Annotated in this window: 22 protein-coding genes; 1 reads left to right on the top strand and 21 read right to left on the bottom strand. The window is 45.9% G+C overall.

Going from position 1 to position 25,915, the window contains the following annotated elements; genetic code table 11:
* Nucleotides 1-98 precede the first annotated feature (98 nt).
* Complete coding sequence (locus MHI06_RS13800; protein ID WP_340401853.1) at nt 99-983, top strand: LysR family transcriptional regulator; 885 nt, start codon at nt 99-101, stop codon at nt 981-983.
* A 214-nt stretch (nt 984-1,197) separates the two neighbouring features.
* On the opposite strand, the gene MHI06_RS13795 is transcribed toward MHI06_RS13800, so the two are convergent.
* The 21 genes from MHI06_RS13795 to MHI06_RS13695 all read right to left on the bottom strand — a co-directional run bounded on the left by MHI06_RS13795 (nt 1,198) and on the right by MHI06_RS13695 (nt 25,814).
* Nucleotides 1,198-1,560 carry an Asp23/Gls24 family envelope stress response protein gene (locus MHI06_RS13795; RefSeq protein WP_169479580.1) on the bottom strand — a complete coding sequence of 121 codons (363 nt, stop codon included), beginning with the start codon at nt 1,558-1,560 and terminating at the stop codon, nt 1,198-1,200.
* A gap of 164 nt (nt 1,561-1,724) precedes the next feature.
* Complete coding sequence (locus MHI06_RS13790; RefSeq protein ID WP_340401852.1) at nt 1,725-2,201, bottom strand: hypothetical protein; 477 nt, start codon at nt 2,199-2,201, stop codon at nt 1,725-1,727.
* Nucleotides 2,198-4,216, bottom strand: coding sequence for a S9 family peptidase (locus MHI06_RS13785; RefSeq protein ID WP_340401851.1), 2,019 nt, complete (start codon nt 4,214-4,216; stop codon nt 2,198-2,200). Before MHI06_RS13785 ends, MHI06_RS13790 begins: the two co-directional genes overlap by 4 nt.
* Nucleotides 4,217-4,237: 21 nt before the next feature.
* On the bottom strand, nt 4,238-5,167 hold the full coding sequence (locus MHI06_RS13780; protein WP_017688653.1) for an ABC transporter permease: 930 nt from the start codon (nt 5,165-5,167) through the stop codon (nt 4,238-4,240).
* Between the two features lie 16 nt (nt 5,168-5,183).
* Nucleotides 5,184-6,101, bottom strand: a complete 918-nt coding sequence (locus tag MHI06_RS13775) for an ABC transporter permease (RefSeq protein WP_145147472.1) — start codon at nt 6,099-6,101, stop codon at nt 5,184-5,186.
* 219 nt (nt 6,102-6,320) lie between these two features.
* On the bottom strand, nt 6,321-7,886 hold the full coding sequence (locus MHI06_RS13770; RefSeq protein ID WP_340401850.1) for an ABC transporter substrate-binding protein: 1,566 nt from the start codon (nt 7,884-7,886) through the stop codon (nt 6,321-6,323).
* The gene (locus MHI06_RS13765) at nt 7,883-9,094 is read right to left on the bottom strand and encodes a M20 family metallopeptidase (protein ID WP_340401849.1); all 1,212 of its coding nucleotides are present in this window, start codon (nt 9,092-9,094) and stop codon (nt 7,883-7,885) included. Before MHI06_RS13765 ends, MHI06_RS13770 begins: the two co-directional genes overlap by 4 nt.
* Nucleotides 9,091-9,843, bottom strand: coding sequence for a FadR/GntR family transcriptional regulator (locus tag MHI06_RS13760; RefSeq protein WP_340401848.1), 753 nt, complete (start codon nt 9,841-9,843; stop codon nt 9,091-9,093). The genes MHI06_RS13765 and MHI06_RS13760 overlap by 4 nt, the downstream gene beginning before the upstream one ends.
* A 242-nt stretch (nt 9,844-10,085) precedes the next feature.
* Nucleotides 10,086-10,799 carry a glycosyltransferase family A protein gene (locus tag MHI06_RS13755; RefSeq protein WP_340401847.1) on the bottom strand — a complete coding sequence of 238 codons (714 nt, stop codon included), beginning with the start codon at nt 10,797-10,799 and terminating at the stop codon, nt 10,086-10,088.
* A 155-nt stretch (nt 10,800-10,954) separates the two neighbouring features.
* On the bottom strand, nt 10,955-12,052 hold the full coding sequence (locus tag MHI06_RS13750; protein WP_340401846.1) for a Gfo/Idh/MocA family oxidoreductase: 1,098 nt from the start codon (nt 12,050-12,052) through the stop codon (nt 10,955-10,957).
* Between the two features lie 12 nt (nt 12,053-12,064).
* Entirely contained in the window at nt 12,065-12,988 is a 924-nt protein-coding gene (locus MHI06_RS13745) for an AraC family transcriptional regulator (RefSeq protein ID WP_340401845.1), read from the bottom strand.
* A gap of 24 nt (nt 12,989-13,012) precedes the next feature.
* Nucleotides 13,013-14,017 carry a Gfo/Idh/MocA family oxidoreductase gene (locus tag MHI06_RS13740; protein ID WP_340401844.1) on the bottom strand — a complete coding sequence of 335 codons (1,005 nt, stop codon included), beginning with the start codon at nt 14,015-14,017 and terminating at the stop codon, nt 13,013-13,015.
* A gap of 950 nt (nt 14,018-14,967) precedes the next feature.
* Nucleotides 14,968-15,615 carry a restriction endonuclease gene (locus MHI06_RS13735; RefSeq protein ID WP_340401843.1) on the bottom strand — a complete coding sequence of 216 codons (648 nt, stop codon included), beginning with the start codon at nt 15,613-15,615 and terminating at the stop codon, nt 14,968-14,970.
* A 210-nt stretch (nt 15,616-15,825) separates the two neighbouring features.
* Nucleotides 15,826-18,618: an alpha-mannosidase gene (locus MHI06_RS13730; protein ID WP_340401842.1), complete on the bottom strand. Its 2,793-nt coding sequence runs from the start codon at nt 18,616-18,618 to the stop codon at nt 15,826-15,828.
* Between the two features lie 18 nt (nt 18,619-18,636).
* Nucleotides 18,637-19,461: a carbohydrate ABC transporter permease gene (locus tag MHI06_RS13725; protein ID WP_169479593.1), complete on the bottom strand. Its 825-nt coding sequence runs from the start codon at nt 19,459-19,461 to the stop codon at nt 18,637-18,639.
* 22 nt (nt 19,462-19,483) lie between these two features.
* A complete protein-coding gene (locus MHI06_RS13720) occupies nt 19,484-20,350 on the bottom strand; it encodes a sugar ABC transporter permease (protein ID WP_036608294.1) in 867 nt (288 codons plus the stop codon).
* 67 nt (nt 20,351-20,417) lie between these two features.
* Nucleotides 20,418-21,797 (bottom strand): extracellular solute-binding protein, encoded by a 1,380-nt coding sequence (locus MHI06_RS13715; RefSeq protein WP_340401840.1) that lies wholly within the window; start codon nt 21,795-21,797, stop codon nt 20,418-20,420.
* Nucleotides 21,798-21,876: 79 nt separating this feature from the next.
* Nucleotides 21,877-23,178, bottom strand: a complete 1,302-nt coding sequence (locus MHI06_RS13710; protein ID WP_340401839.1) for a glycoside hydrolase family 125 protein — start codon at nt 23,176-23,178, stop codon at nt 21,877-21,879.
* 221 nt (nt 23,179-23,399) lie between these two features.
* Nucleotides 23,400-24,572, bottom strand: coding sequence for a GntR family transcriptional regulator (locus MHI06_RS13705; protein ID WP_340402112.1), 1,173 nt, complete (start codon nt 24,570-24,572; stop codon nt 23,400-23,402).
* Between the two features lie 153 nt (nt 24,573-24,725).
* Nucleotides 24,726-24,908: a sporulation protein Cse60 gene (locus MHI06_RS13700; RefSeq protein WP_169479597.1), complete on the bottom strand. Its 183-nt coding sequence runs from the start codon at nt 24,906-24,908 to the stop codon at nt 24,726-24,728.
* 144 nt (nt 24,909-25,052) lie between these two features.
* On the bottom strand, nt 25,053-25,814 hold the full coding sequence (locus MHI06_RS13695) for a YheC/YheD family protein (protein ID WP_340401838.1): 762 nt from the start codon (nt 25,812-25,814) through the stop codon (nt 25,053-25,055).
* Between the last annotated feature and the right edge of the window lie 101 nt (nt 25,815-25,915).

The raw sequence follows: 25,915 nt of genomic DNA, 5'->3' as shown, positions 1-25,915 counted from the left end.
AGAATGCTCCAAGTATAATTCACTTTCATCATTAGAAAAAATATATATATTCGTATAATATAATAATAAAATCATTATCAATAAAAGGTGGATCAGCAATGGACATCGCCCATTTGAAATATTTTCAAACCGTAGCTCGCACCGAACACATGACGCAGGCCGCCCATGAACTGCATATGGCCCAACCCGCACTAAGCATGATTATTTCCCGCTTGGAGGATGAAGTGGGGGTTCTCTTGTTCGATCGTGTCGGCAGACAGATTCGTTTGAACACTTGTGGTAAAGCTTATTTGAAGCGGGTCAATCAGTCTTTGGCTAATCTGGAAGAAGGAAAACGAGAAGCCATGGAATTAGCCGGTTACGAACAAGGCAGAATCTCACTGGCTACGACCACCTTGAACCGTTTAACGAAATTATTATCTACCTACCTCACGCAACATCCGGATGTGAACTTCAAGATCACACAAGCTTCAACCGAAAAAGAAAAGCTTCTATTACTTGAACAGTCCGAAATTGATTTCTTCCTGACCTCCCAATGCATTGATCGTGCGGATATTAAGCATATCCCTTTGATCACGGAAGAAATCTTGCTTACCGTTCCGCCAACGCATCCGCTTGCTGGACGCGACCGGATTTCACTTGCAGAGCTGGCTAATGAAGACTTCATATCCCTTAAACAAGGATATTCATTTCGGGAAATAACGGATATGTATTGCAGACAGGCTGGTTTCCTCCCTCATATCATATGTGAAGGAGATGAACCTGCTGCCATTGCAGGTCTCGTTCAAGCCGGTTTGGGAATCGCCTTTGCTCCCGCAGCTTCACAGAGAGAAGACGATACACTCTCCTACCTTCATATTGATGGTGCTGATTGTCAATTAACGTTCTATCTTGCCTGGGTCGAGGGACGTTATCTATCACGCACTGCCCAAAATTTTCGTGATTATGTCATCGGCTATTTCGCGAATCTCAATACGGCTTGAAGATCGATGACTGCAAATAAGCCCCTCCATTACACGATAACGGCGTGGGCTTATGTATATGAATCTTCCAGTTACTTCATCTATTCGCATTAGAAAACACTACATCTATTCGCATTAGAAAACACTACATCAGTATTTTGGTCATTCGGTATAGGGCAAGGTAGTCAATGCTACGATATGGTGCTCTTCATTCTTCGCTTTTTTCAAAATTGAATTAGAACCTGGCATCAGGTTGGTTGAGTGATATGCCCTCAACGATTACGTTCACCGTATCAATGGTTAATCCGGTCAACTGTTCCACATGCAGTCTCACATTGTTTTGCAATTCCCTGCAAACTTCATGCACTTTCGTTCCATAACGAACAACAACCTTTAAGTTAATCTCCAGTTTGGATTCTACCTTGCGGATGGCAATACCATTTTGCAGACTTTTCCCGCTCCACTTTTTGGTGATACCTTCTACAAGTCCTGTCGACATGGAGGAAATCTCACTTGTGGTATTCGCGATCTTGCCGACAATTTTGGAGATCACATCATCCGATATTTGAATTTTTCCCAGAACATTTTGAATGGACATCCTAGGTCCCCCTTTTTACGCCTGTGTTTTTTCGATAGATAATAATATCATTTAATATAAATATAAATCATACAGAGTCCGATTTCAACTTTTGAATCCCGTCGTCCACATTTCTACCTGTACATACCAAAAAAGCCGCGATCATCGCGGCTTCTGCTGGTCTATTATGGGAATTTCAATTGAATACCGACGGGAATGTGGGAGGATGACTTGCTCTCTGTTCTGCCTTCTTCTGCTGCCTCTGTTTCTTCTGCTTGCACGATCCATTGTCTGCCAATTAACGATTGCAGCAATTCAATCTCTTGTGCGGTCAGACGAATATGCTTCAGTGACAGTTCATCTTGAACATAATCCCGATCCACCTTACGATCAAACCGGAAATCGAGCAATCGTTTCAACCCGTTAATATGCAAAAACTTAAACTCATAACCTTGACGTATCGCCTTTTCCCAATCGTCTCCGATATCAGCTGCTGTCTGTAATCTTTCATCGAAATCCATTGCGGATTCCTTAACCAAAGGCAACAACTGCGAATAGTCTCGACGTTGTAACCATTCAATGATCACTTCTCCTGGAACCCCACTTGTCAGAACATTCTCTACAAGAAGCCCTACAGGAATGGACAGCTGAGTTCGACTCATTGCTCTCCCTCCTCATTCCCGAGATACTGATTGAACCAGGCATTCACCTGTTCGAAGCTATCGATCCGAAGTGAAGGTTTACCGCTTTTGAGTAAACTGTGGTTGGAGCCCGGATAACGAATCAGTTTGGTCTTTTTACCGTATCGTTTTAGCGTAGTATATAATTCCTCCGCTTGCGCAATCGGTGTCCGATAGTCCTGCTCTCCGTGCATGATCAGAAGTGGCGTCTCAATGTGATGTGCATGGGCAAGAGGTGAGCGGGACCATAGGAAGTCAGCGTTTTCCGCCGGATTGCCACCAATGACTCCCTGGACATAGGAAATTCCGATATCGCTCGTTCCATACATGGACAACCAGTTGGAGATGCAACGCTGAGTTACTGCCGCTTTGAAACGGTGCGTATGCGCTACGATCCAGTTGGTCATCACCCCACCATAACTGCCACCTGCTACACCCAAACGTGATGCATCTAGGAAATCATATGTAGCCAGGGCATAATCAACAGCTTCCATCAAATCCCGGTAATCGCCTCCGGCAAAGTCACCACGGCATGCTCTGGCAAACTCCTGACCGTATCCCATGCTTCCGCGAGGATTGATCCATAACACAGCATACCCTTGCGCAACGAGTGTCTGCATCTCATGACTGAATGTTCCCGTATACATGGCGTGAGGTCCACCATGAATTTGCAAAATCAGTGGCAGCTTCCCATTGGATGAACGTACTGCCGGTGTAGCTAACCAACCTTGAAGCGGCCATCCATCGGAAGACGTAAACTCTACACGTACAGGCACATTAACAGCTAATTCAGCCAAGAATTCATCATTTCGGTGGGTGAGTCTGAACATTTCACCACTTTCAACATGCACGCGATATAACTCTCCAGGATGTTCAGCAGTCGATGCAGCGATAACCAGCGATGTACCATCCGGCGTTAAGGTATACTGATACACATCCTTTTCACCAGCGCCCGTCACCAATTGACAAGCCCCATCTTCTTGAATACGGTACACGTCCACATTCCCGTTATGCGTTCCGAGTACATATACACCGCGTTCCGGATGATGGACATCCGAGATTGGAGAAGGTGACGCACCTGCCGACTTCATATCCCCCAGTGCTGCGTTACCAATCTGCATATCTACTTGCGGTGCGATTGACCTGGGTACACCTCGATGAACGGGGACTGCATATAATCTGTTGTGACTCCCACTTCCGTATTCGCGATCACTGGCGATCAGGATAAACTGCTGTCCATCGGGTGAATAGGAAAACTGGTTAATCGCCAAGCTGGAATCCGTCACTTTGAAGAGATCACTCTCTCCTAGTCGAATGCTGTATATATCCGTAAAGTACAGGAGATCCGCATCAAGCTCCTCATCCTCCACTTGCTTGGATATGAAGGAAAGGTGCTGGCTATCTGGCGACCATGCTGGAGCACTGATATTCCATAGCCCAGAAGTCACCTGCGTGATCTGCCCGCTTTTGATCTCATATACAAACAACTGGCTGTATTGGCCATCCCACCAGCCAGCCCCTTCGGCCTTCGGCGTTGTTCGTTCGAAGACTTTACCTCGCAGTACAGGTGCAGACTCCTGTTGCACGTCAGCTTTCTTCTGTTGGTCCTCTGGTTGCACTTTGCTGGTAAACGCAATGTACTGCCCGTTCGGTGACCAGATGTAACTCAATATTTCACGTGCGGGAGATATCAGCATGACCGGCTCTTTTTGATCTGAATGAAGCGTCCATAATCCTTTGCCCCCATCCAATGAGCGAATGAATGTGAGCTGTGTGCCATCCGGCGACCAAGCAGGTGAAGAATCTTTTGTTCCATCCGAAAGTGCAATATCTTCATCACCATCGAGGGAGATCCCTCGAATTTGTGTGTTATATTCGTTTTTATCCTGATCTATGGTCTGTTCCACATAAGCAATTTGTCCGTTGAGACTGATCACTGGCTGACTGATCCAACGATAGTGACTCAGATCCTCCGGCATAATTGGTCTTTGATTCATAATGATGGCTCCCTTCTCCGTTTATTTATGGGTTGTCTCCGTACGTGGATCAAGCACATCACGTAGCCAATCTCCAAGGAAAATAACACCGAGTACGGTAAATGTAATGGCTAGTCCCGGGAATGTAGCGACCCACCAGCTTGTTGCAACATATTGTCTGCCATCACTGAGCATACCTCCCCAGGATACATCGGGTGGTTTAATACCTAGACCCAGGAAGCTGAGTGAAGCTTCCATAATAATCGTCGTGCCGACATTCATACCGCAGATTACGATAAAGGATGAAAGGATATTCGGCAGAATGTGTTTCAGAATCAATCTTCCATTCTTGGCACCAATCGATCTGGCCGCATGAACAAAATCCCGCTCCTTGATACTAAGAACCTCACTTCTTACTACACGGGTGAATGGAACCCAGTTCGTCACCCCGATGACAAAGATCAGCGTCGTGATACCTGGGCCAACAATTGCCATTACAACGAGCATGAACAGAATGGTCGGAATCGCCATGAATGCATCACCTACACGCATGATTACAGCGTCCACCCATTTCCCGTAGAATCCGGATACCAGCCCCAGAATGGCGCCAATGATTCCTGACACAATCACTGCACCCATACCCACGATTAAGGAAACCCGGGCACCATATACAATACGGCTCCACATGTCTCTGCCGAGATTATCCGTACCGAGCCAGTATTCGGCCGTTCCGCCCTCAAGCCATGCTGGTGGTTTAAGTCGATTGAGCGGATTCACCGCTGCCGGATCATGACTCGTTAATAGAGGTGCACCTATGGCAATTAACACAACCAACAATACAAGCACAGCACCAAACATTCCGGTCTTGCTGATGATCAGTTGTTGCCAGATATAACGAAATCCCGTTGGTGCACGCCCATTGTCTTGTTCCTGTTCTGTACCCGGAATTGGCATTTCATTGCTGCCTGTCATATGATTGCACCTCCTTCTAGTCGTATTTGATGCGCGGATCAAGTAGCCTGTAGGCTACATCCGTCAAGATGTTAGTTACTACAACGATAACTGCAATGACAAACACCGCTGCCTGCACGATCGCCATATCATGTGTGTTGACTGCAACGACCAGCAATTGACCCAGTCCAGGCCAGGAGAATACCGTTTCCGTAATCAAGGTTCCCCCGATCAGACTTGTAAACTGCAAACTCATAATCGTTACGACCGGAATCAGTCCATTCCGAAACGCATGTTTCACAATGACAACCATCCGGCCAAGCCCCTTGCTGCGGGCTGTTCGAATATAGTCCTGGTTCAGAATCTCCAGCATGCTGGAGCGAATCAGCCGGGTCATCTGCGCGGCCAGTCCAACGCCAAGCGTGAATGCCGGCAAGATCAGATGTGACAATCCTCCGCGACCAGATACAGGCAATACCCCCAACATGACGGAGAACAAGAGGATAAGCATAATCCCCATCCAGAAGTTTGGCATCGCCTTACCAATGACGGATATTCCTGAAATGATGAGATCAGTAAACGTATTGCGTTTGACAGCTGAGATGACGCCAAGTGGCACAGCCATCAGCACGGCAAAGAACATGGCGGCTACCGCCAGTTCAAAGCTGGCAGGCAATCTCTCCAGCACAAGCTCTAAAGCAGGCTGATTGTAGCGAAAAGACTGACCAAAGTCTCCCTGTATCGCACTGCCCAGAAACTTCACGTATTGCGTATATAAAGGCTGGTCCAAACCGAGTGCCTGCGTCAAGACAGCACGATCTTCAGCGGTAGCCGTTTCAGGCAACATTAGCGCAACCGGATCACCGGTGACTCGTACCAAAATGAACACAATTAATGAAACAATGAACAGCACCGGAATGATCTGTAGTAATGACTTAAGTACGTATTTGCCCATTCCTTGTTCACCTCCCTTGTAAAGAAAAACACTTATCGACGTACTTTCACAGAAGACAGACCGCAGTTAGTTGAAGTTTTTCTTGCGATGATCGAATCCTTCAGCTCCGCTGAAAACGTATAAATTCTATCATCTTAAAAAAGAACGGCAGGAACATGGTTATCCAGTCCCTGCCGTTCACGGCCTTATCTTTTCAATGACCGGTTGTTATACCTAATGTTACTGTGCAACAGGTGTAATCTCGTCAGCATAGAACATCTCGTCACTGCGCGGCGCGAAGTTCACTTTAGCATTCGTTCCGTATACACCTTCCATTTGATACAGATATACAGCTGGGCGCTCTTCAGAGAAGATCTGTTGTACTTGTTGATATTCTTTCTCACGAGCTGCAGGGTCCATGTTCACCAATGCAGATTGAAGCAGTTTTTCTACTTCAGGATTGTTGTAATCCGACTCGCCTTTTGCTTCTTCCAACATATAACGATTGTAGTTGTTCGAAGCGTCGAACAAGGAGTTACCAATACCGATCATGAAGATTTCTTTGAATGATTTGGAACTGTAACGTTCACTGAAAGCACTTGCTTCCAGGACATCCAGGTTGATTTTGAATCCGGCTTGTTCCAGCATTGCTGCAACAACTTCAGCCTGTTCTTTGTACTGTGCAGAAACGGAGATAGTCATCTCGGCTTCACCTTCTGCATATCCAGCTTCTTGCAGGAGCTGTTTCGCTTTTTCCTGGTCATACAGTGAAGTTTTGTACAATGAAGGATCAGCACCGAAGTTGCCTGGTGTTACAGACGTGCGAGTTACGATACCTGCTCCGCCCGCAATGCTGTCCACGATTCCTTGTTTGTCGATAGCTAGGTCAATCGCTTCACGCACTTTCGGATCAGCCGTGATGCTACCTTCTGTCTGACGGAAGATTAACTGAAGCACACGTTGGATTGGCGCTTTGACAATCTTCTTGTCTGCTTCGCCTTCGATCCGGGCAATATCAGTGGACGGAATGGAAGAAGCAACATCTACACCACCAGCAAGCAATTCGGATACACGTGTGGAGGCTTCAGGAATAACGCGGAATACCACTTCATTCCATTTTGGTTCACCGTCGAAGTAGCTCTCGTTTTTCACCAGTTCTACACGATCATCTTTGGTCCATTTACTGAACTTGTAAGGGCCTGTTCCTACCGGTTGTTTCAGGAAAGCATCAAATCCGTTGTCTGCGATATATTTTGCCGGCAGAATGCCAGCTCCCATCTTGGACAAACGATTCAGGAGCAGTGGATCTGGGCCATCCGTGATAATGTCTACGGTATAGTCATCCACCACTTTAACTTCTACGATATTTTTGAAATAGCTGTACTGCTTGAGTGTCTCGTCCTTGGCTACGCGCTCCAGCGTGTATTTTACATCTGCCGAAGTGAATGGATCGCCATTGTGGAAGGTTACGCCTTCACGCAGCTTGAATCTCCATGTTGTATCATCAACCTGATCCCATGATGTCGCAAGTCCAGCAACTTTTTTCTGTTCACTGTCATTTTTGATCAGATAATCAAAAACGTTGACCAGAACCGCCTCACTGGAGGTGTTGTTGTTGTTGTGCGGATCGAAACTCTCAATATCTGTTGCTGCAGCAACGGTCAGTGTTGTACTTGCGCTTCCACTGCCCGTTCCTTCTGTTGCGGAACCATCATTCGTGCTTGTCGTTTTTCCTCCGCAAGCGCTGAGTACCATTACGATTGCCAGTAACGTGATCCACATGCCTGTCCATTGTCTTTTTTTCATTGTGATTGCTCCCCCTCAGAAGTTGTATTCCTTGCCAAAAATTCAAGTGCTACTGCAGACAACATGCCCACACCATAAGGCATCGCTGTCTCATCGAGATCAAACATGGGATGGTGAAGTGGATAACGAGTACGTTCCTCATCATTCCCAGATCCTAGTCTTAAAAACACACCCGGAACCTGTTCACAATAAAAAGCGAAATCCTCGCCCCCTGTAGAGGGTTTGATATAAGTCCATCCCTTCTCCGCATTAACCTGATCACAAGTCTCTGTCAGCAGGTCAACCATGCCGAGATCATTCACGACAACAGGGTATCCATCGCCGTAGACAACTTCGCATCCAGCTCCAAAAGAATCGCAGACCCCTTTAACAACCTGCTCGATCAAAGCTGGCATCCGCTCACGAATGGCAGGTGAGAGTGTACGAACCGTACCGATCATCTCCACTTCCGGGGCGATGGCTGTTCCCATGTAACCTCCCGTGATTTTGCCAATCGTGACCACAGCGGGTTCAAGCGGATCAACCATCCGACTGACGATATTTTGCAATGCGGTGATGACCTGAGCGGATACCGCGATCGCATCAATACCCTCATGCGGACGAGCTGCGTGCCCACCCTTGCCGAACACCTTGATAATTAAAGGATCGGCTGATGCGAACGCCACGCCTTGACTCACACCCAAGGTTCCCGTGTTCTGTCCAGGTGTCATGTGTAATCCTGCGATCGCATCAACCTTCGGATTCTCCAGAACACCGTCCTGGATCATGGCTCTTGCTCCTGCAAGTCCCTCTTCAGCCGGTTGGAAAATGAATTTGATGTTGCCTGATTTCGGTCTTCCAAGACCAGTAAGCAGCTGGGCGGCTCCCATCAGGATGGAGGTATGAGCGTCATGTCCACACAGATGCGCTTTGCCTTCCACTTGCGAGCGGTATTCCACCGCTTTCTGATCCTGGATTGGCAAGGCATCCATGTCTGCGCGCAAGGCAAAGGTTGGTCCATCTGTCTCTCCGCGAAGCAGGCCTGTAACCCCGGTCTGTCCGACATTGCGTGTAACTTCCAGCCCCAGGCTCTCCAGATGCTCAGCTACGATAGCGGATGTACGATGCTCCTCGTAACCGATTTCCGGATGGCGATGCAAATCTTTGCGCCAGGCGCTTAACTGGGCTTGTAGTGGCTGAGCCAGCTGTATTAGTTCTGAACGATTCATTGGCTGTCATTCCCTTCATTTTCGTCCGATTCAGAAACCAAACGGGCATAGATCGCGTCAGCCGAGAATTCGATATGTCTTTTCATCGTCTCCCGGGACTTTATACTGTCATGTGCTTTCAGTGCTTCAAGAATCTCCATATGTACACCATGGTTGACGGTACGTATCCGGTCATCATAAGGCATCAAGTCCAGTGCCGGATTAATTTTGGTCCGGATCTGTCTGACGGCTCTCTCGCAATATGGATTCCCTGACGCTTTGGCGATCGTCAGATGAAATTTCACATCCAGCGCCCTGAACCATTCCCTTGTACAGTCTGGCTCTATACTTTGTTCCATATAGCCCTCAAGCAGCTCCAGTTCGCCTGCGGTGATCCGCTCAGCAGCCAGAAAAGCTCCCTCCGGCTCGATGATGGTTCGATATTCAAACACTTTCAGCATCTGTGCCCAATCTCGTTTAATTTCTTCTCTGGTCCGTTTATGCGAATTGGCTGTCAGAGGCAGTACAAACGTTCCACCTTTGGCACCCACCCGTTTCTCAATCAATCCTTTATCTTCCAGTGAGGAAAGTGCCTCGCGAACCGTAATGCGGCTTACATTAAAAATCTCAGCCAGATCTCGCTCGGCTGGAAGTTGTTCTTCACTCATTAATTCTTTCAAAATAATGGCTTCTTCCAGTTGTTCTCGAATGAATTCACTAACCTTTTTGGTGGATACTTTCTCAAAACGAAATGAAAACGTACTGGACATCTAAACACTCCGATCTGTATATGGTCTAGACCTTATACCATTAATATAATTCCGACTAAACTTATATGCAATACTTTTTTTTGGTAAATTCATAAATATTTTTTTCACCACCTCCAAATTGAACCATTTTGGGCACAAAAAAGACGCATCTGCACGCAGCAGATGCATCTTCGCTTTCGATGTAACTTTCTTTCAGAAAGCTTTTAGGCGAACGCTCCGTTTCTTCAGGTTATTTCTGTCCTCTATAACTTTTTATTAGCAAAGGGTCTGAAATCCTCTGTAACCGCAAGTTTGGTGCTTCCCTCTAGGTAAAAGCTGTCATCTGCTCTCCACGTATGACTTTTTTTGTTTTGTCTGCGGTGATAGACATAATTGTAAGGAGAGGTCGCATACGCTTTGAACCCTCTTTTCCTGCATTGTCTCAGGAAGGTCACATCTTCCCCTATTGAACGGTCCGTGAAGCGGACTTTTTTCAAGATCTCTCTTTTGAATAAAATAGTGCCCCCTTGAACAAATTCAACCGGTTTATTCTTTTCAGCAGGAGATCTGACCAACAATGTCTTGGATGCGCCCAAATAGACGAGGCACGAATGTTTACCCACAATATCACTTTTGGTCCGTCTGAGCTCTCTCACCTGCTCTGTTAAATAATACGGCGAATAGTAGTCATCATCATCAAATTTGGTAATCAACGCAAAGCGTGCCCTTGTCATGCCAGCGTTCAGGCTTTGTCCTAGGGAAATGCTCTCCGGAACTTGATATACATGAACATTCGCATATTTTCGAACCCGGTTCTGATATAATGCCAGATTCATACTGTCATGATTCAGGACAATGATCAGCTCTTTGCTTTGATAACGCTGGCGACTGTAATTTTGCAGGATGTTGTCAAAAAATTGCGGCCGATTGGTGCATACAACAATGGAAACACCATGACCCGTTTTGTATTTAGTCAAGACATACCCTCTTTTCAGCTCAATTTTCTCCTATCATATGTGCCGAAATAGAGTCTGGTATGGACCAATAGCTAGGGCGTGTCTCAAATCACCAAAAAACCCTCTGCCTCCAATAAGGGGACAAAGGGTTCTGTAGTCTATTTTTTATATCTGATCTATGCTTCGTTAGCGTTATTCAAGTAAACAGCCTTGCCTGTCCGAGCGGATTCATAGAGTGCTTCCAAGATCTGAGATACAACCAGCGCTTGTTTTGGTGTAACCACTGGCTCTTGATCGTTCTCAATCGCTTCAATCCACTTTCTCATCTCGACATCCGGTGCGCTCTCGCTCTTACCATCGTAGAAAGCTACCCCGCCTGCACTCAGTTCAATCTCGTTGGTATATAGACGGCTGAATTTCTCGCCATTGATGCGCAGTCCGTTCTTCATATCCGCACCCGCTTCGCTGCCACTCAAGCTGCATTTGGCCTCATCCACGTCCAGTGAGTTAAGTGCCCAACTGGATTCCAGCATAATTGTTGCTCCATTCTCCATCACAATCATGCCGAAGGCCGAGTCCTCTACCGAAAATTGTTTTGGGTCCCACGGGCCCCAGGCATTGGCCGCATTTTCACGTTGCGAAAGCTCATGATAAGTCGTGCCCAGCACAACCTTCGGTTGATAGTTATCCATCATCCAGAGCGTCAGATCGAGTGCGTGCGTACCAATATCAATCAGGGGACCGCCACCTTGTTTCTCCTCATCCAGGAAAACACCCCATGTTGGTACTGCTCTACGTCTAATTGCATGTGCTTTGGCAAAATAAATATTACCCAGGTCACCCGCTTCGCATACCTTCTTCAAATACTGACTGTCTTCTCTGAAACGGTTGTTGTATCCGATGGTCAGTTTCTTGCCGGTACGTTCTGCCGCTTCCAGCATGAGTTGTGCTTCAGCAGATGTCTTCGCCATTGGCTTCTCACACATCACGTGTTTGCCTGCCTCCAGAGCAGCAATAGAAATCTCGGCATGAGAAATATTCGGTGTAAGCACATGCACAATGTCCAAAGACTCATCCTTGAGCAATTCCTGATAATCCGTATAGACTTCGGCTTCAGTAGTACCATATTTCTGTTTGGCTTCATCCGCACGTTCCTGAACGATATCGCAGAAAGCCACCAGTTCAACATTATCCAATTTACTCAGACTCGGCAGATGTTTACCATTCGCGATTCCGCCACAGCCAATAATTCCGATACGATATACTTTACTCATATATATTCACCCTCACTTAAGTATTGGTTGTTTCATTTTACGAAAAGCCGATGGGGTCATCCCCAGACGTTTGCGAAATACAGCATGCAAATAGTTGGCATTATTGAAACCTGAAGCAAGAGCGATCTGTTCAATGGATACGTTGCTTTCCTCCAGATTGCGGCACACGGCGCGCAGACGAATATCCTCCAGCACACGGCTGAACGGCATCTCCGGCTGTACCTGATAGAAGATTCGCTGCAATTGTCTGCTGCTAATATGAAGTTTCTCAGCTACATGCTCCAGCGTGACCACTGTAGGGTGGTTCGCCTCCATATACTGCACTGCATACTCATAGCGATACACCGACATATCCCGCACAGGGGCTTCCGGTCGATTCCCGCCGGTGTCGTAGGCTCGCACGGTTTTAAGTAATATGCTGATGACCAGTTGTTTAATGGACGTATAATATCCTATCAATTTGTGATCACAAGCCTCATAAGCTTCCAAAAAGCAATGCATCGCCCGATGATAATCATTCACTGGTGTATGCGGAAGCGTTCTCAACTTCTCCATCGTTTCCTCGGATTCAACGGCTTCCCAGGGATCTACATGCTCTCTTGGCTTATGGACAATATCCACATGAAGACATAGTTCATCCATATCCTCTTCGGCGTCGGCCTCCTGATAATGAACAACACCCGGTCCTGTTAGATACAGCATACCTTCCGAGAGTGCATGTGTCTGTTCATCCAGAATAACTTTGCCTTTACCTCTCGGGATAAAATGAAACTCGAACTCCGCATGATTATGGAAATCCACAACTCGGCCCGCTGGAAAAGAAGTCAGATGAAATCGCATCACACGAATCTCATAATGTCCCCAAACCATTAAAATATCCAGTCTCTCCAGGAGATCCTGCCGCTCAAGCATTTTCTCATAAGGATATAGGCTCAAGATTGCACACCTCCCTAATAAAACCTAATCCTTCAACTCATTCAGAGCTATTCTGCGCTCTTCCTTGGCAGAGAGATTCGCAGCTTCCATCAACCGGGTTAGCTCCATAGCAATCTGCACGTTTTCGGTTGCATCCGTATCATTTTGTATATGTGCAACCCATTGATTGAATGCGCTTTCTCTTTGGTCTGCCAAAGGAAGTTCAGTCCACTCTTGATACTGTCCCTGTACTGCTTTCGTGCGAATCAATAACTTTTCATCGGGTGTTCCATACAGAAGTGTACCTTCCGTACCATGAACCTCAATCGTAAACGGAGAGTGGCTGTTCACAAAACCAGCTTCGACAACGCCGACTGCTCCAGAATCCGTAAACAAGGTTGCGACTGCATTATCTTCCACTTCTTTGCCTGTAATATATCCAAAGTTCGCGTTAACCGCTGTTACTTCCTGACCCAAAAACAGTTTGGCCAGATACATCGGATGGCAGCCCAGATCAATCAGCGCACCGCCCTGACAATCCTTCAGATCATAGAAGTGTTCAGGTAACCAGTTCGAAATTGCTCCATCATGCGATAAACGCGCTCTAACATAAGTCACTTTGCCAAGTAATCCTTGGTTAAGCACATCCTGAATTGTTAGCGTATATCCTGCATTCAGACGCGGTAAGGAGACCGTCATTTTGACCTTCTTGGCCTTTACCTCATTAAGGATCCTGTTGGATTCCACCTGTGTCGACGCAATAACCTTCTCTGTGAAAATGTGTTTACCTGCTTTTGCAGCAGCGGTGATCACCTCTTCATGGATGCGAGTTGGCGCATCTACAATAACGGCATCGATGTCGTCCTTGGCCAGCATATCTTCGAGTGAAGCATAAAATGGTACGTTTAAGCGTTCCGCAGCTTCCTGCCCCCGCTTGTCATCTTCATCCCAAACAGCGGCGATGACCGTATCCTCATGTTCCTGTGCTTGCTTGATGTAATCCCATGCATGAACATGCCACAAACTAATTTTACCAATTCGAATGGTCACGGTTGTCTTACCTCCATACTATATAATATTCTGACATTTATCTATAAGTTATCACAGACTTAATCTATTTTTAATAGAAACTCACGACAATTAATGTATAAAATCACGACATGATTCACTTCCCTAATTCATTCATAAAAAAACAACCCAAAGGATTTAAACACAATCTTTCAGTGCAATCCCTTATCGTGTCCTCAGTGCATATCAACTAAGTGTAGCCGATCCAACTTCTCTTAACCTTTTTTTCAATATAACGTAAAAAAGCGAAACTCCGTAAAGGAATTTCGCTTTAGCTATCAGTTAACTTTAAAAGAAAATCTTATAAAGTTTAAGGACTACGGCGTATCGTTTCACCGTTCAATACATTAACTTTTTGATCATTGATTGAAATCGTGTGGTTATTGACCCATTCCAAGTCTACCTGATCCGTCTTTGTCTCATAATAAAATACTCTTTTAAACCAAAGTGGACCTTTTAATTCCCCTACAACGCCAAACGATCCCATGGCTCCAGCGTCAGTTTTATAGAAACTTATTGTATTGTGCTTATCTGGTGAATGCGTAGTCGTAAGTAATTGTTTTGATCCAGAAAATATCGATGTAAATGACAAAGCACCCAACAGTATGAAGATCAATACTACAGAGAGAACCGTCGAGATCCAACTTCTTACCTTCGTAGACTTGTTCGATGTATCTTTAAAACCAAGTATAGCTAGAGCTAGTCCTAAAATAGAGAGAATTAGAATTACATAGTTGGGAGGACTAACTAGCCATTTATTATTCATATGAGAATATAGTGAATACATCGAAATAAAGTACAAAAAAAGCACTAAAAATAAAGCAACCCAACTCAATTTCCTCACTAAAATTGCACCCCTCTTCCCACTTAGGTTATGTATGAATAGTCAACGGAATCAATCATTTTTCTACTGAATACTATGCTATGTGTTTTCACTTACTCATCACTTTTTTTACATACTTTTCTGCCTTGTAATCTTTTCGAACCTCATGTAGCGTGTTGCTATTCGCTTCCGACCAGGATTCAAGTATCATCCTCGGTTCCCCTTCAATGGTGTCACGCGCCTCAATCATATCACCGTCTCTAAAAGCTTCAATCACATGAATTAGATCAGTTCGATCAATCAACTTTACAAAGTTAATACCGGCTAATGTCTCACACGATTCTGTGAAATGGGATGAAGTAATTACGATTGCTTTTTTAGCCTTGTAATATCTCATGCAAGAAAACACCTCTTGCACAGCGCTGATGCCGACTGGATACTCTATTGAGTATCGCTTTGCTTGGATGACATTTCTAACACCTTCCCGATCAGTGAAAACTACGTCTGCACCAAAATCGCGACTTCCTAACGTTTTGTAGACTCCTGAATAACCCAACTCAATTAACAATCTGTACAAGTACATCTCGAAGCCAGAGCCATCCTCCATCCTGTCTATATCAGCGATAGTAATGGCTTTTAAGTCGTAATTCTCCTCAAAAAGCACCGCTGATTTCTTTTGTTTACGTGCTAAACTAAGAACCCAAAGGCTAAGTGCAATGATCACTACAACGATGAATACAAATAAAATATAGATCATTAGGTGTACCTCCATTACAACAAACTAGCACAATAATACCACATTTTTCTATATTGGAAATTAATTATTTTATTGGATAAAAAGAACTTAGAACGAGTAATAACGTCGCTATAGCATCCTTCAATAAGACAATGTTTGAATAACAAAAACCTCCTGTCCACACTACCGCGAACAGGAGGTCCTTTAAAGTTATGATATTCAAAAATTAAATCAACGTAACGCATACCCTTGTGTAACAATCTTGTAGCCAGATACCGTCTGGCTGTGCCCCTCCAACTTGCCCTTAACCCGTTCCAGCACATCACTCTCGTAAACGGAGGCACATTCAACTCCGGGCCGAACGTTCAACTCAACTGGTTCGGAGTTTAAATTATACCAGCGAGCAATCAAATCTCCGGTTTCCTCTGCGATTTTCAGTGTAGAGAACGCCAGTGTCGAACCTTGTGCATTCCACGCCAACCATTGCTTGGACAGAGGTAGTTCAACCTGTTGCCCATCAGCTCCAACATGACCCTCTTGCTCAAATGTATACGCAAGTGTCCCTAGCTGCACAGTCGTCCACGGAATCAGATACACATATGCGGATGCACATGCACCTGACTGTGCAGCATCGCCCGCAAATGGAATAATCGCATATTCCACACTCTGAGGTCCCAGACATTGGGCTTCTGGTGTTTCAAACACACCCCAATCTCCCAGTTCCGAAGAGGCACGCAGCAGTGTAACTGCAATCGTACTGCCCTCTTCATGCTGTAAAATCTCGTATTCATTCAGCCCTTTGTTTGCAATCATTAATCCATGATCACCATCGGTCACATGTACAAATGCTTGCTGATGCTGTGCATTACTTGGATTCACCCATTCTTTGGCCGGTGCATTGGATCGTTTGGCGATTTCAAAGATGGAATCCGCATAATGATCCTCTGTCTCTAGTCCTGATGGAAAGAGTGCGCGTAGTCGATGATCCTTGGCCTGATTGTTAAAGTCAGATTTTACCTTGACCATATTACTGCCTGCTTCTAACGTATACGTTGTCGTAATCACCAACGGAACAGTATGCCTGACTCGCTGTGCCTTCCGTTCTGTAAAAGGAACCATCTGTCGCTTCTCCAGCTCGAACAGTTCATCTGCTCCAGCAGGAATATCCCAGTGTAATACACTTTCCATAACTGCCCGGTACGGAGACTGCTCCACAATCCGCAGGTCTGCCTTCAGATGCTCCGTGGTCAGCGTTGTCTCTCCCTCGGGTTGACGGTAGACATATTCATTGCCGATATCACCGGTATTCTCATATGAATTCAATCCCCTGTATACAGCACCGGAGACCTTATCTTCAATCGTTGCTGTACCATTCTCTTCAACCGTCACCCGTAATTGACCGTTCTCCATCATCATTCCCTGAACCTGAATGAGTTCGCTCATATCGGGCACTTCAGCAATCTCAACTTGCTTCTCGACTGGAACGAGAGCATACGTCTTATAACCTAGAGAAGGTACATCCGCCGCCTGGAAAGTCACTCTTACTTTACGAGCCATATAGGGCTGTCGGAAACGGTCCTTCGGAAGTTCATAGCCGAAATGCGCACCCAGATCCTTGATTTCTGCCGAATACGTGCGTCCATCCAAATCGACCAGCTGATACACTGGCAGTGCATCTTTTTCCACCTTCTGGGCAAGTGCCTGAGGATAAGGACCCTCCGGGAAAAATGCTTTGTCCACAATCAGATCCATCTCAATGATTCCATTTCGATTCCAACCACTCGTGTTGAACACGGTAAACGGCACCGCTTCCTCTCCCCAAGCCGCAGCAGGTTGCACACGAATGGACTCAGCAATCGCCTGCGAGCTCTGGGAAACCAATTTCTCTGCAAGTTGTCTACTCTTGGCGAAGCGGGTCACCATCTCACGGTGAACCTCATCGACACTGCATCCGCAGATGCTATCATGTGGGTGGTTCTGCATCAGCATCTTCCATGCATGTGTCAACAGATGGTGCGGATAATCTTTTACCCCGGCTATATGCGCCATGGCGGCCAGTGGTTCGGCTACTTTTTCAAGCACCGTCTGCCCCTGCTGATTCAACTGTTTCAGATAAACCCGTGCGGATGCCGTATTCACCAGTGTTCCCCAACCATCCGTGTGCTGACTGCGAAGCTCACCCTCAATGGTCGCCAGATGCTCAGGGACTTCCTTCGTAACCGCCTCAATGTAATCGTCAAAATTGGAGTGAATAAATTCCACGTCAGGGTACAACGCATCTGCTGTGCGTAAAGCCTCTGGCAGATCCGTCTGGATCGGCTGGTGATCACAACCGTTCATGAACAACAGATGTGGAGTTGAGGCAAACTTCTCGGCATCCGCCAGATTTTTATCCCAGTATCCTTGGGCTTTCTCCGGATCAACCGGAACTTCCATCCCATTGCAGTACCAGTTCGCGAACAAAATGCCGAGCACTTCCGAACCATCCGGCGAACGCCAGATCATCTCGGAATAGGGAGATTCATAACTGTCTGCATCAACCACGGCATTATTGAATCCGGTAGGCTTTACCCCACGCCCGAAGATCGCGTTATGAATGTCCGCCTGTTGCAGAATCTGCGGTGCCTGTCCCATATTTCCGAACGAGTCTGGGAAGTATCCCGTCTTGGATATCACACCCAAAGGTCGAGCATCACGATGACCGATGAGCAGATTGCGCAAGTTGGCCTCACTACTGGTCAGAAACTCATCCTGTAACACATACCATGGACCAAAATGGATGCGTCCTTCACGAATATAACGGTCGAGCCTCTCCTGTTGTTCGGGCCGAACCTGCAAATAATCTTCACGAATAATCGTCTGCCCATCCAGATGGAAATAACGATATTCCGGGTCCTGATCGAGCGTGTCCAGCAGTTTATCCATCAGCTCAATGAGCAGTACATGATGGTATTCATAGGGCATATACCATTCGCGGTCCCAATGGGTATGCGAGATGAGATGTGCCGTCTTTTTGGTTGTCATGTTGCGTACCTCCTGTCATTAACCTTTGGTTGCCCCGCCCATACTGAAGCCCTTGGACATGTAACGCTGGGAGAAGATATACAGCACAACCGAAGGCATCGTATAAAGTAGTGAAAATGCAGCCAATCTGCCGTATTCAACCATACCGTGGCTGCCGAAGAATTGATAAATTGTGACCGATGCCGGAAGTTTTTCCGGTGTCTGGAGCAGGATATAGGGCACGAAGAAGTTGCCCCAACTTCCCGAAAAGGTAAATATCGCTATCGTTGCGATACCAGGTAACATCAATGGCGCTACGATTCGTCTCAAACTACTCCACACGGACGCACCGTCAATCCATGCCGATTCTTCCAGATCAATCGGCACCGAATCCATGAAGTTTTTCATCATCCAGATGCCGTAAGGAAGTGAGGATGCCGTCAGGAACAGCATCGTGGCAATGATGCTATTTTGCATTTTGAAGAACAGAAACATTTGAAATACCGGAACCATCACGGCAGTAATCGGAAGAGCTGTCATGAACAGAATCGATAACAGGAAGCTTTTTTTGAATCTCATTTCATAACGGGATAAAGGATAAGCTGCAAGAACCGATACCACAACAACCAATATCGCTTGCCCTCCCGACAGAATCAGGCCTACACCGAATGAACGAAGATTGCTCGAATCTCCGAGCACATCTTTGAAATTTTGAATGGTCCAAGTACTGGGCATTTTGATACCCTGTTGCGCGTTCGGGTCAAATGAAGCCAGAATGATCCAGAGCAGCGGCAATAAAAAACAGAGCCCTAGAAAGACTAGAATCCCGTACTGGATTTTGCGTTGAAGCCCATGTTTGACCATAGGGATCGAACCTCCTTCATGGTTACACTTTCACTTTCATGGATCGCATGTAGAACAGGCTGGCGATAATACCGATGAACAAAAGAACCAGAGATATGGCTGTGCCGTATCCAAACTGATAGTTCACAAAAGCCTGGTTGTACATGAAGATCGGCAAGGTTTGTGTCGAAGTACCCGGGCCACCACCGGTCATCGTATAGATCAGCGTGAACACACCCAGTGTCTGTAGAGTAACCAACATCATGTTGGTCACGATGGACCCTTTTACCATTGGAATCGTAATGTGTCTGACAATCTGGAACCCGGTGGCGCTGTCAATAATCGCAGCTTCTTCAACTTCCTTCGGGATATCATCCAGTGCCGACTGATAGACCATCATTGAAAAGGCTGTGCCGTGCCAGATATTTGCGATAATGACACTCACCATAGGGAAACTGAACAACCAGGAGACTGGATTCGCTCCAAACCAGCCGAGGATCTGATTCAATGAACCATTGTCACTGAAAAAGGCCACCATACAGAATGCCACGACAATCTCGGGTGTTACCCAACCGGCAATGACGATGATGCCGATGACGCGGCGGAACGTCACATTTTTCTCCTTCATTAGAAGAGCCAGAATGAATCCAAGCAATACCTGACCAATCACTGCGGAGAAGATGAGAAAGACCAGCGTACGCCAGACACTAATCCGGAAGTCCGGATCATGGAACATATTAATGAAATTCTGGAATCCGACAAACTCCAAACTCTTGGCTGCCGCGCCGGTCAGAGCCATATTCGTAAAAGCAAAACAGATCGTCAGAATGATGGGAACAATGAAAAACACAAGTAATAATAGTACGGAAGGCATTAGAAACAGAAATGAGCCTGGTGCTTTCCTTTTCATAAGTCACTCTCCATTCGAACCGGAAAAAGGGGAGATTGTGCCTCCCCCTCCGAATATATCGATATCCTTATTTCTCTTCGATGCTGTCGGCGCCAAGGGAACGGGATACGTTGTCCTTCAATTGCGTAACTCCCTCTTCTGGCGTCAGCTTGCCAGAGGCGATACTCTCAACAATGCTTTGCAATTGTGCGGATACCGCTGCATATTGATCATTCGCTGGACGGAAGTGGGCCACATTCAAGAGTTCCTGTGCTTCTTTGGTATATGGACGATCCGTATAACCTTCAACTTCTGTGGAATCATTACGTGGGCTGAGGCTACCTTCCGCTACTACGCGTGCAGTCGCATTTTCCTTATTCATCAGAAACTCGATAAATTTCCAGGCTTCTTCCTTGTTCTTCGCTTGTGCAGGAACCGACCAAGCCCATCCTCCAGACATCGTAGTTGCCCCAGGTTCTTCCCCATTTTGTGTCGGGAATGGTGCAAAGCCTATTTTCTCTTCGACGTTGGCGATTGGAGCAGCACCGTTCTCGGCCCATGTCGAACCTGCCCAGCTACCATCTACAGCCATCGCCAGTTTGTCTTGCGGGAACTGTTGCTGGAATGCAATACTGCCAGCTTGTCCATTCAAGGCAACCTGCATGGTTGGACCTGTTTTATCCGTGTTAAACACTTGATCTATGAATTTGAAAGAATCCAGCAGCCCCGGGCTGTTAACGACCCATTTCTTGCTGGCATCGTTATACAGCGTATCTGCCGTACCATAGAGCAGCATTTCCAGCGTTTGCATGGTAACACCTTCACCGTTCGCTTTGCCCACGATCATATTAAGCGGCGTCACACCTGGCAGTTTTTGCTTGATGGTACGTGCCGCTTCGAGTACTTCTGCCCAGCTTGCAGGTTTGAATGGAACTTCGAGGCCCGCCTGTTGAAATAGTTCCTTGTGGTACCAGATTCCGCGTGTATCCGAGGTAGCCGGAACGCCATACACCTTGCCGTCTTCACCGGTAACCCCTGCCTTCAGGTTGTCGATGATGTGTTCTTCCCAATCGGACCATCCTTGAACCTGTGTATCCAGCGGCTCCAGATATCCCGCAGCAGCATCAGATTTGATGATGGATGTATCTTCGGCAATGACATCCGGTGCCGTATCCGGCGATTTCATCTGCAGAACCATTTTGGACGTATAATCACCCTCACTTGCCAATACAGGCGCAATGTTGATTTTAATATCCGGGTTTTCCTTTTCGAATTGATCCACCAAACCTGATTGGAAAAACTTCGTAAGTGTATCTTCAGATCCTGAAGAACGGAACGATACAGTTACTTCCTTCTTGCCATCACTGGTTGTGCCTGTGCTTGAGCTTCCGCCCGAACAGGCTGTAGTAAGAATGAGCAAGGATGTCATAACTGCTGCTACCGGCATTTTCAATGATATTTTTCTCATGATTCGCTCTCCTCTTGTCGGAATTCAACGAACTCCGAACGTTATGATGTACTCGCAGGCTATCTCTTGCTTTCCTATCCTATTTCTGTACGCGGAATCCGCAATAATCCATCATCAGTTCACTAAAGAGCATGTTGGACCATGAAAACCATGGACGTGTATATTCATGTGGATTGTTGGCCGAAAAGCCTTCATGGGTCAGTCCGGTATCCGCATCCGTCTTATGGATGAGCTGGAGCAATCGTAGTTTTTCGTTGCGATCCTCTGTAGTGAGCCCCTGCATCGATAAAGCGATATGCCAGATGTACCCTTCCGGTGTATGCGGACTACCGATTCCAGCAGCTGCTGTTCCCTCATAAAAATACGGGTTGTGCGTGGATAGAATGAAACGGCGTGTATTCTGATACACCTCGTCGTTCTCCTCCACATATCCGAGATAAGGTAAAGACAGCAGGCTCGGCACATTGGCATCATCCATCAGATTGTGATTGCCTTTCCCATCTGTTTCGTATGCATATATGGTGCCATATTCCTGATGTTCAACGGTGCCATATTCCTGAATACCTTTGTTGATCTGTTGCTCCAACTGCTTAGCAATCGCTGCCAGCGTTTCATCCTCGAACACAGCTTCAGCAATTTCCTGCAGATATCGAAGCGCCACAACAGCGAACATATTGGATGGAATCAGATAACCATATTCACAACGATCGTCGCTGGGACGGAATCCCGACCAGGTCATGCCTGTGTAGGCTGTTTCAGTACCTCGCCCTTCTCGGCTGAGCGTATCTGTTTCGGGAGCATCCAGACGTTGGAACGTGTAGGGTGATTTCGTCTCATGATGTTGCTCCACTTGCCATAACTGCATGATGATCTCGGCTGCTTTACGGAACGTATCATTGAATTGAGTTGTTCTTCCCGTGTTCTTCCACAAGAGATAACTGAGCTGAATCGGATAAGCCAGTGAGTCGATCTCATACTTCCGTTCCCAGATCCAATCATTCATCTGCGTTAGGTCTTCCTGATGTCCTTTTCCACTCTCCGTCTCATTAAAAGCGTTTGCATAAGGGTCCAGGAGAATATAATTCAATTGACGTTCAACCAGTCCAGCGATCATGTCCGCGATATCTTCATCCTCTGAAGCGAGAACCAGATAAGGTCTGACCTGAGCGGCAGAATCACGTAACCACATGGCAGGGATATCTCCCGTAATCACAAAAGTCGTTCCATCTTCTTTGCGCTGAATCGTGGTCAGCATCGTATTGGTAAAACAATTTTTGAACATTTGGTTGAGTTCCGGATGGTCCGGCATACGTTTGTTAACCTGATCAATCATGTCGTATATCGAGGGGGAAATGTCTTGATCATCTCTGGGTATCAGCATGTTGTCCTCCTTATGTAATCCAGTTTGTTAACCGCTTTCATCATCCTAAAACGAATATAATGTTATGTCAATATATTTATTTGTATATTAGCATGTTATTTTAATTTAACGACACTAAATAATATACCATTTGAAGAAATTCTCCCCATTTTATCCACACAAAAAGAGACCTCGTTTACACGAAGCCCCTGATTGAACACAATGAATATTAAGTTGCTACATTAACCCTTTTCTTTCACCATACTCGTTGATTTCCCCTTCACCAATCGGGCAGGAAGAACAACTCTGTTCACTGCCATTTCGTTGTTCTGCATACTTTGAAGCACCATCTCGAATGCTTGTTTTCCCATATCAAACTGGCTTTGTCTCATATGTGTTACACGGCTTCCTTCGGCAGCGTTCGGACTGTCAAAGCAAATGATGGACACATCTTCCGGAATCCTCAGGCCCAGCCGATCTGCTGCCTGTTCTGCAAGTAAAGCAATATGATACTCTGCAGCAAAGAGTGCGGTAATCTGCGGGTATTTCTGTAAATGTTCCACCAGTGTCTCCACATCACGGACCTCGACTTGAGGATCGAACACATTGGGCAATGTCGAAAGAAAAGATTCTAACCACAGTTCCCTGTTTACCAGAACTCCTTGATCATTGTGAGCCTCAATAAAGCCTTCAATTCGTTCTTCGATCGGTGTGGTGTTCGCCGGAGGTTGTGTCAGAAAAGCGATGTGGCGGTGACCGAGGCCGAACAGATAATTTGTTCCTTCTCTCGCTGCACCTACGTTATCTGTACTGACAGATGAAGCTGGAATGCCTTTCAAATACCGATCAATCAGGACAAAGGGGAATTTGTTAACGACCAGTTTAAGAATCTCATCGCTGAAGTATTCACCCTGTGCCGGGAAGATAATTAATCCGTCTACACCCAGTTCTAGCAGTTCCTGAATGCTCTGTTCTTCCTGCTCCGGTATCCCGAAGGATCTTCTGAGTACGAGAAAACAATCATGCTCTCGCGAAGCTTCTTCCATCCCATATAGTAGTTCTGTACCATACATATCACTGAAATTAGTAATGACCAGACCAATGAGCAGCTTCTTCTCTGGATCTTTAACCGCAGCACGCGGAGCAGGTCTGTTAGGCCTTTCTTGTAACATATCTGCCGTATCAGCAACAAAAGAACCCCGTCCCGGCTGACGAACAATCAATTGTTCATTCGCCAACATCTCAAGCGCTTTTTTAGTCGTAATCCGGCTGACTCCGAATTCATCACATAATTCCTTTTCCGAAGGAACACGCTCACCCACTTGATATTGATGAAGCTGTATCCGTTCGCGCAAGGATTCAAAGATCTGTTCATACATCGGCTTGGATGCCGAGTCTTTCCCCAATACAAGCACCTCCATAAATACCCATACTTCTCATGTTCTACATCCTAATATATCATGTTATATCATTAATGTGAAGAAAGAGACGTCTCAACTTCTGTCATATGAGAGCAAAAGAAAAAGCATCCCAATGGATGCTTCATTTTCTGAAGTTCATTATTAAATTTATTTGGCGTACATAACCATAGCCGAGAAATGATTGATAACATAACCACCGTTAGAAACGACTACTTGAGAATACTTGATATCCACTACATTTACAGTATTGATCCCATTTAAAAATTCATTCATTTCTTTCTCCAACTCTACAGTACTTGCATTTTCAAATATTTTCACTTGTGTTCTCATCGTTCATCTCCCTATCCATCTGATAATGACTTAAGGGATAGTATACGTTCTTTGAGGCATTTAGGTCGCATATCAAACTGTCGTACTCCCATCTCCCCTTATGAAACCTTGTATTTTCTAACTTCTTTTAGACTCCGTTATCCATTATGGTCTGTTCTGACGGTCATATCGAATCACCTTGCGATACATCGTCTTGTCCTTTAATTGATTGAAAATATAGGGATCTGGCTTGGCATTTACCTCAATAATCCATGGCGTTAGACTTCGATCAAGCCCGATATCCACCCCAATGCTCTTCAAACGCGTATATTTCTTACTCATGTGTCGAGCGATGTCAATGCCCAAGCGGTTCATCTCCTGGATCAATTCATTAATCCGCTTGTCGGAAGCATGGGATTTCAGCAAGGTGTGCATGCTCATTGGCTTGGCACCACTATGGTAGTTGGTCACAATTTTCTTCGGATGACCCAGTCGGCCAATGACCCCCGTCGCTTCCCATTTCTGCCCGGGATTCAATTGCACCATTACCCGTATGTCAAAGCGCCTGTTGTTATGTTGCAAGAGATGAATACCTCGCTGAATGAGATAGCTTTTATGCTTAACCAGATGGGTCAGACTTCGATGGAACGACTCGAAGCTGTTGAACGTCAGACGCTTTTGATGGATCTGGTAGGCGAAATGGTGATGATTGTCCATCTCAGCCTTAATGACTCCCATTCCAAAGGTGCCTATCTCAGGTTTGATATATACCATTCTATATTTCCTCAGCATGGACTTAAGGTTAGATTGGCTATATCGCTGCGTATCAGGGATAAATGGTTTGATAGCCGAGTTATTTAATAACATTTTTGTTTTGAGCCATTTACTTCGTAGCGGTTGGGATCGTTGTAATGCATCAACTCCCACAGTTCACTCCTCCTGTTAACGTATTTGTTGATCCTAATGCTGCAAACCATGCAGTATATGCAATTCTCTCGAACTAATCTTAGGCGTCAGCTATGAAAAGA

This window comes from Paenibacillus sp. FSL H8-0079, assembly GCF_037991315.1.
Classification (GTDB): domain Bacteria; phylum Bacillota; class Bacilli; order Paenibacillales; family Paenibacillaceae; genus Paenibacillus.
Note: the sequence above shows the minus strand (reverse complement) of the source record. Positions and strands in the feature narration are given on the sequence as shown.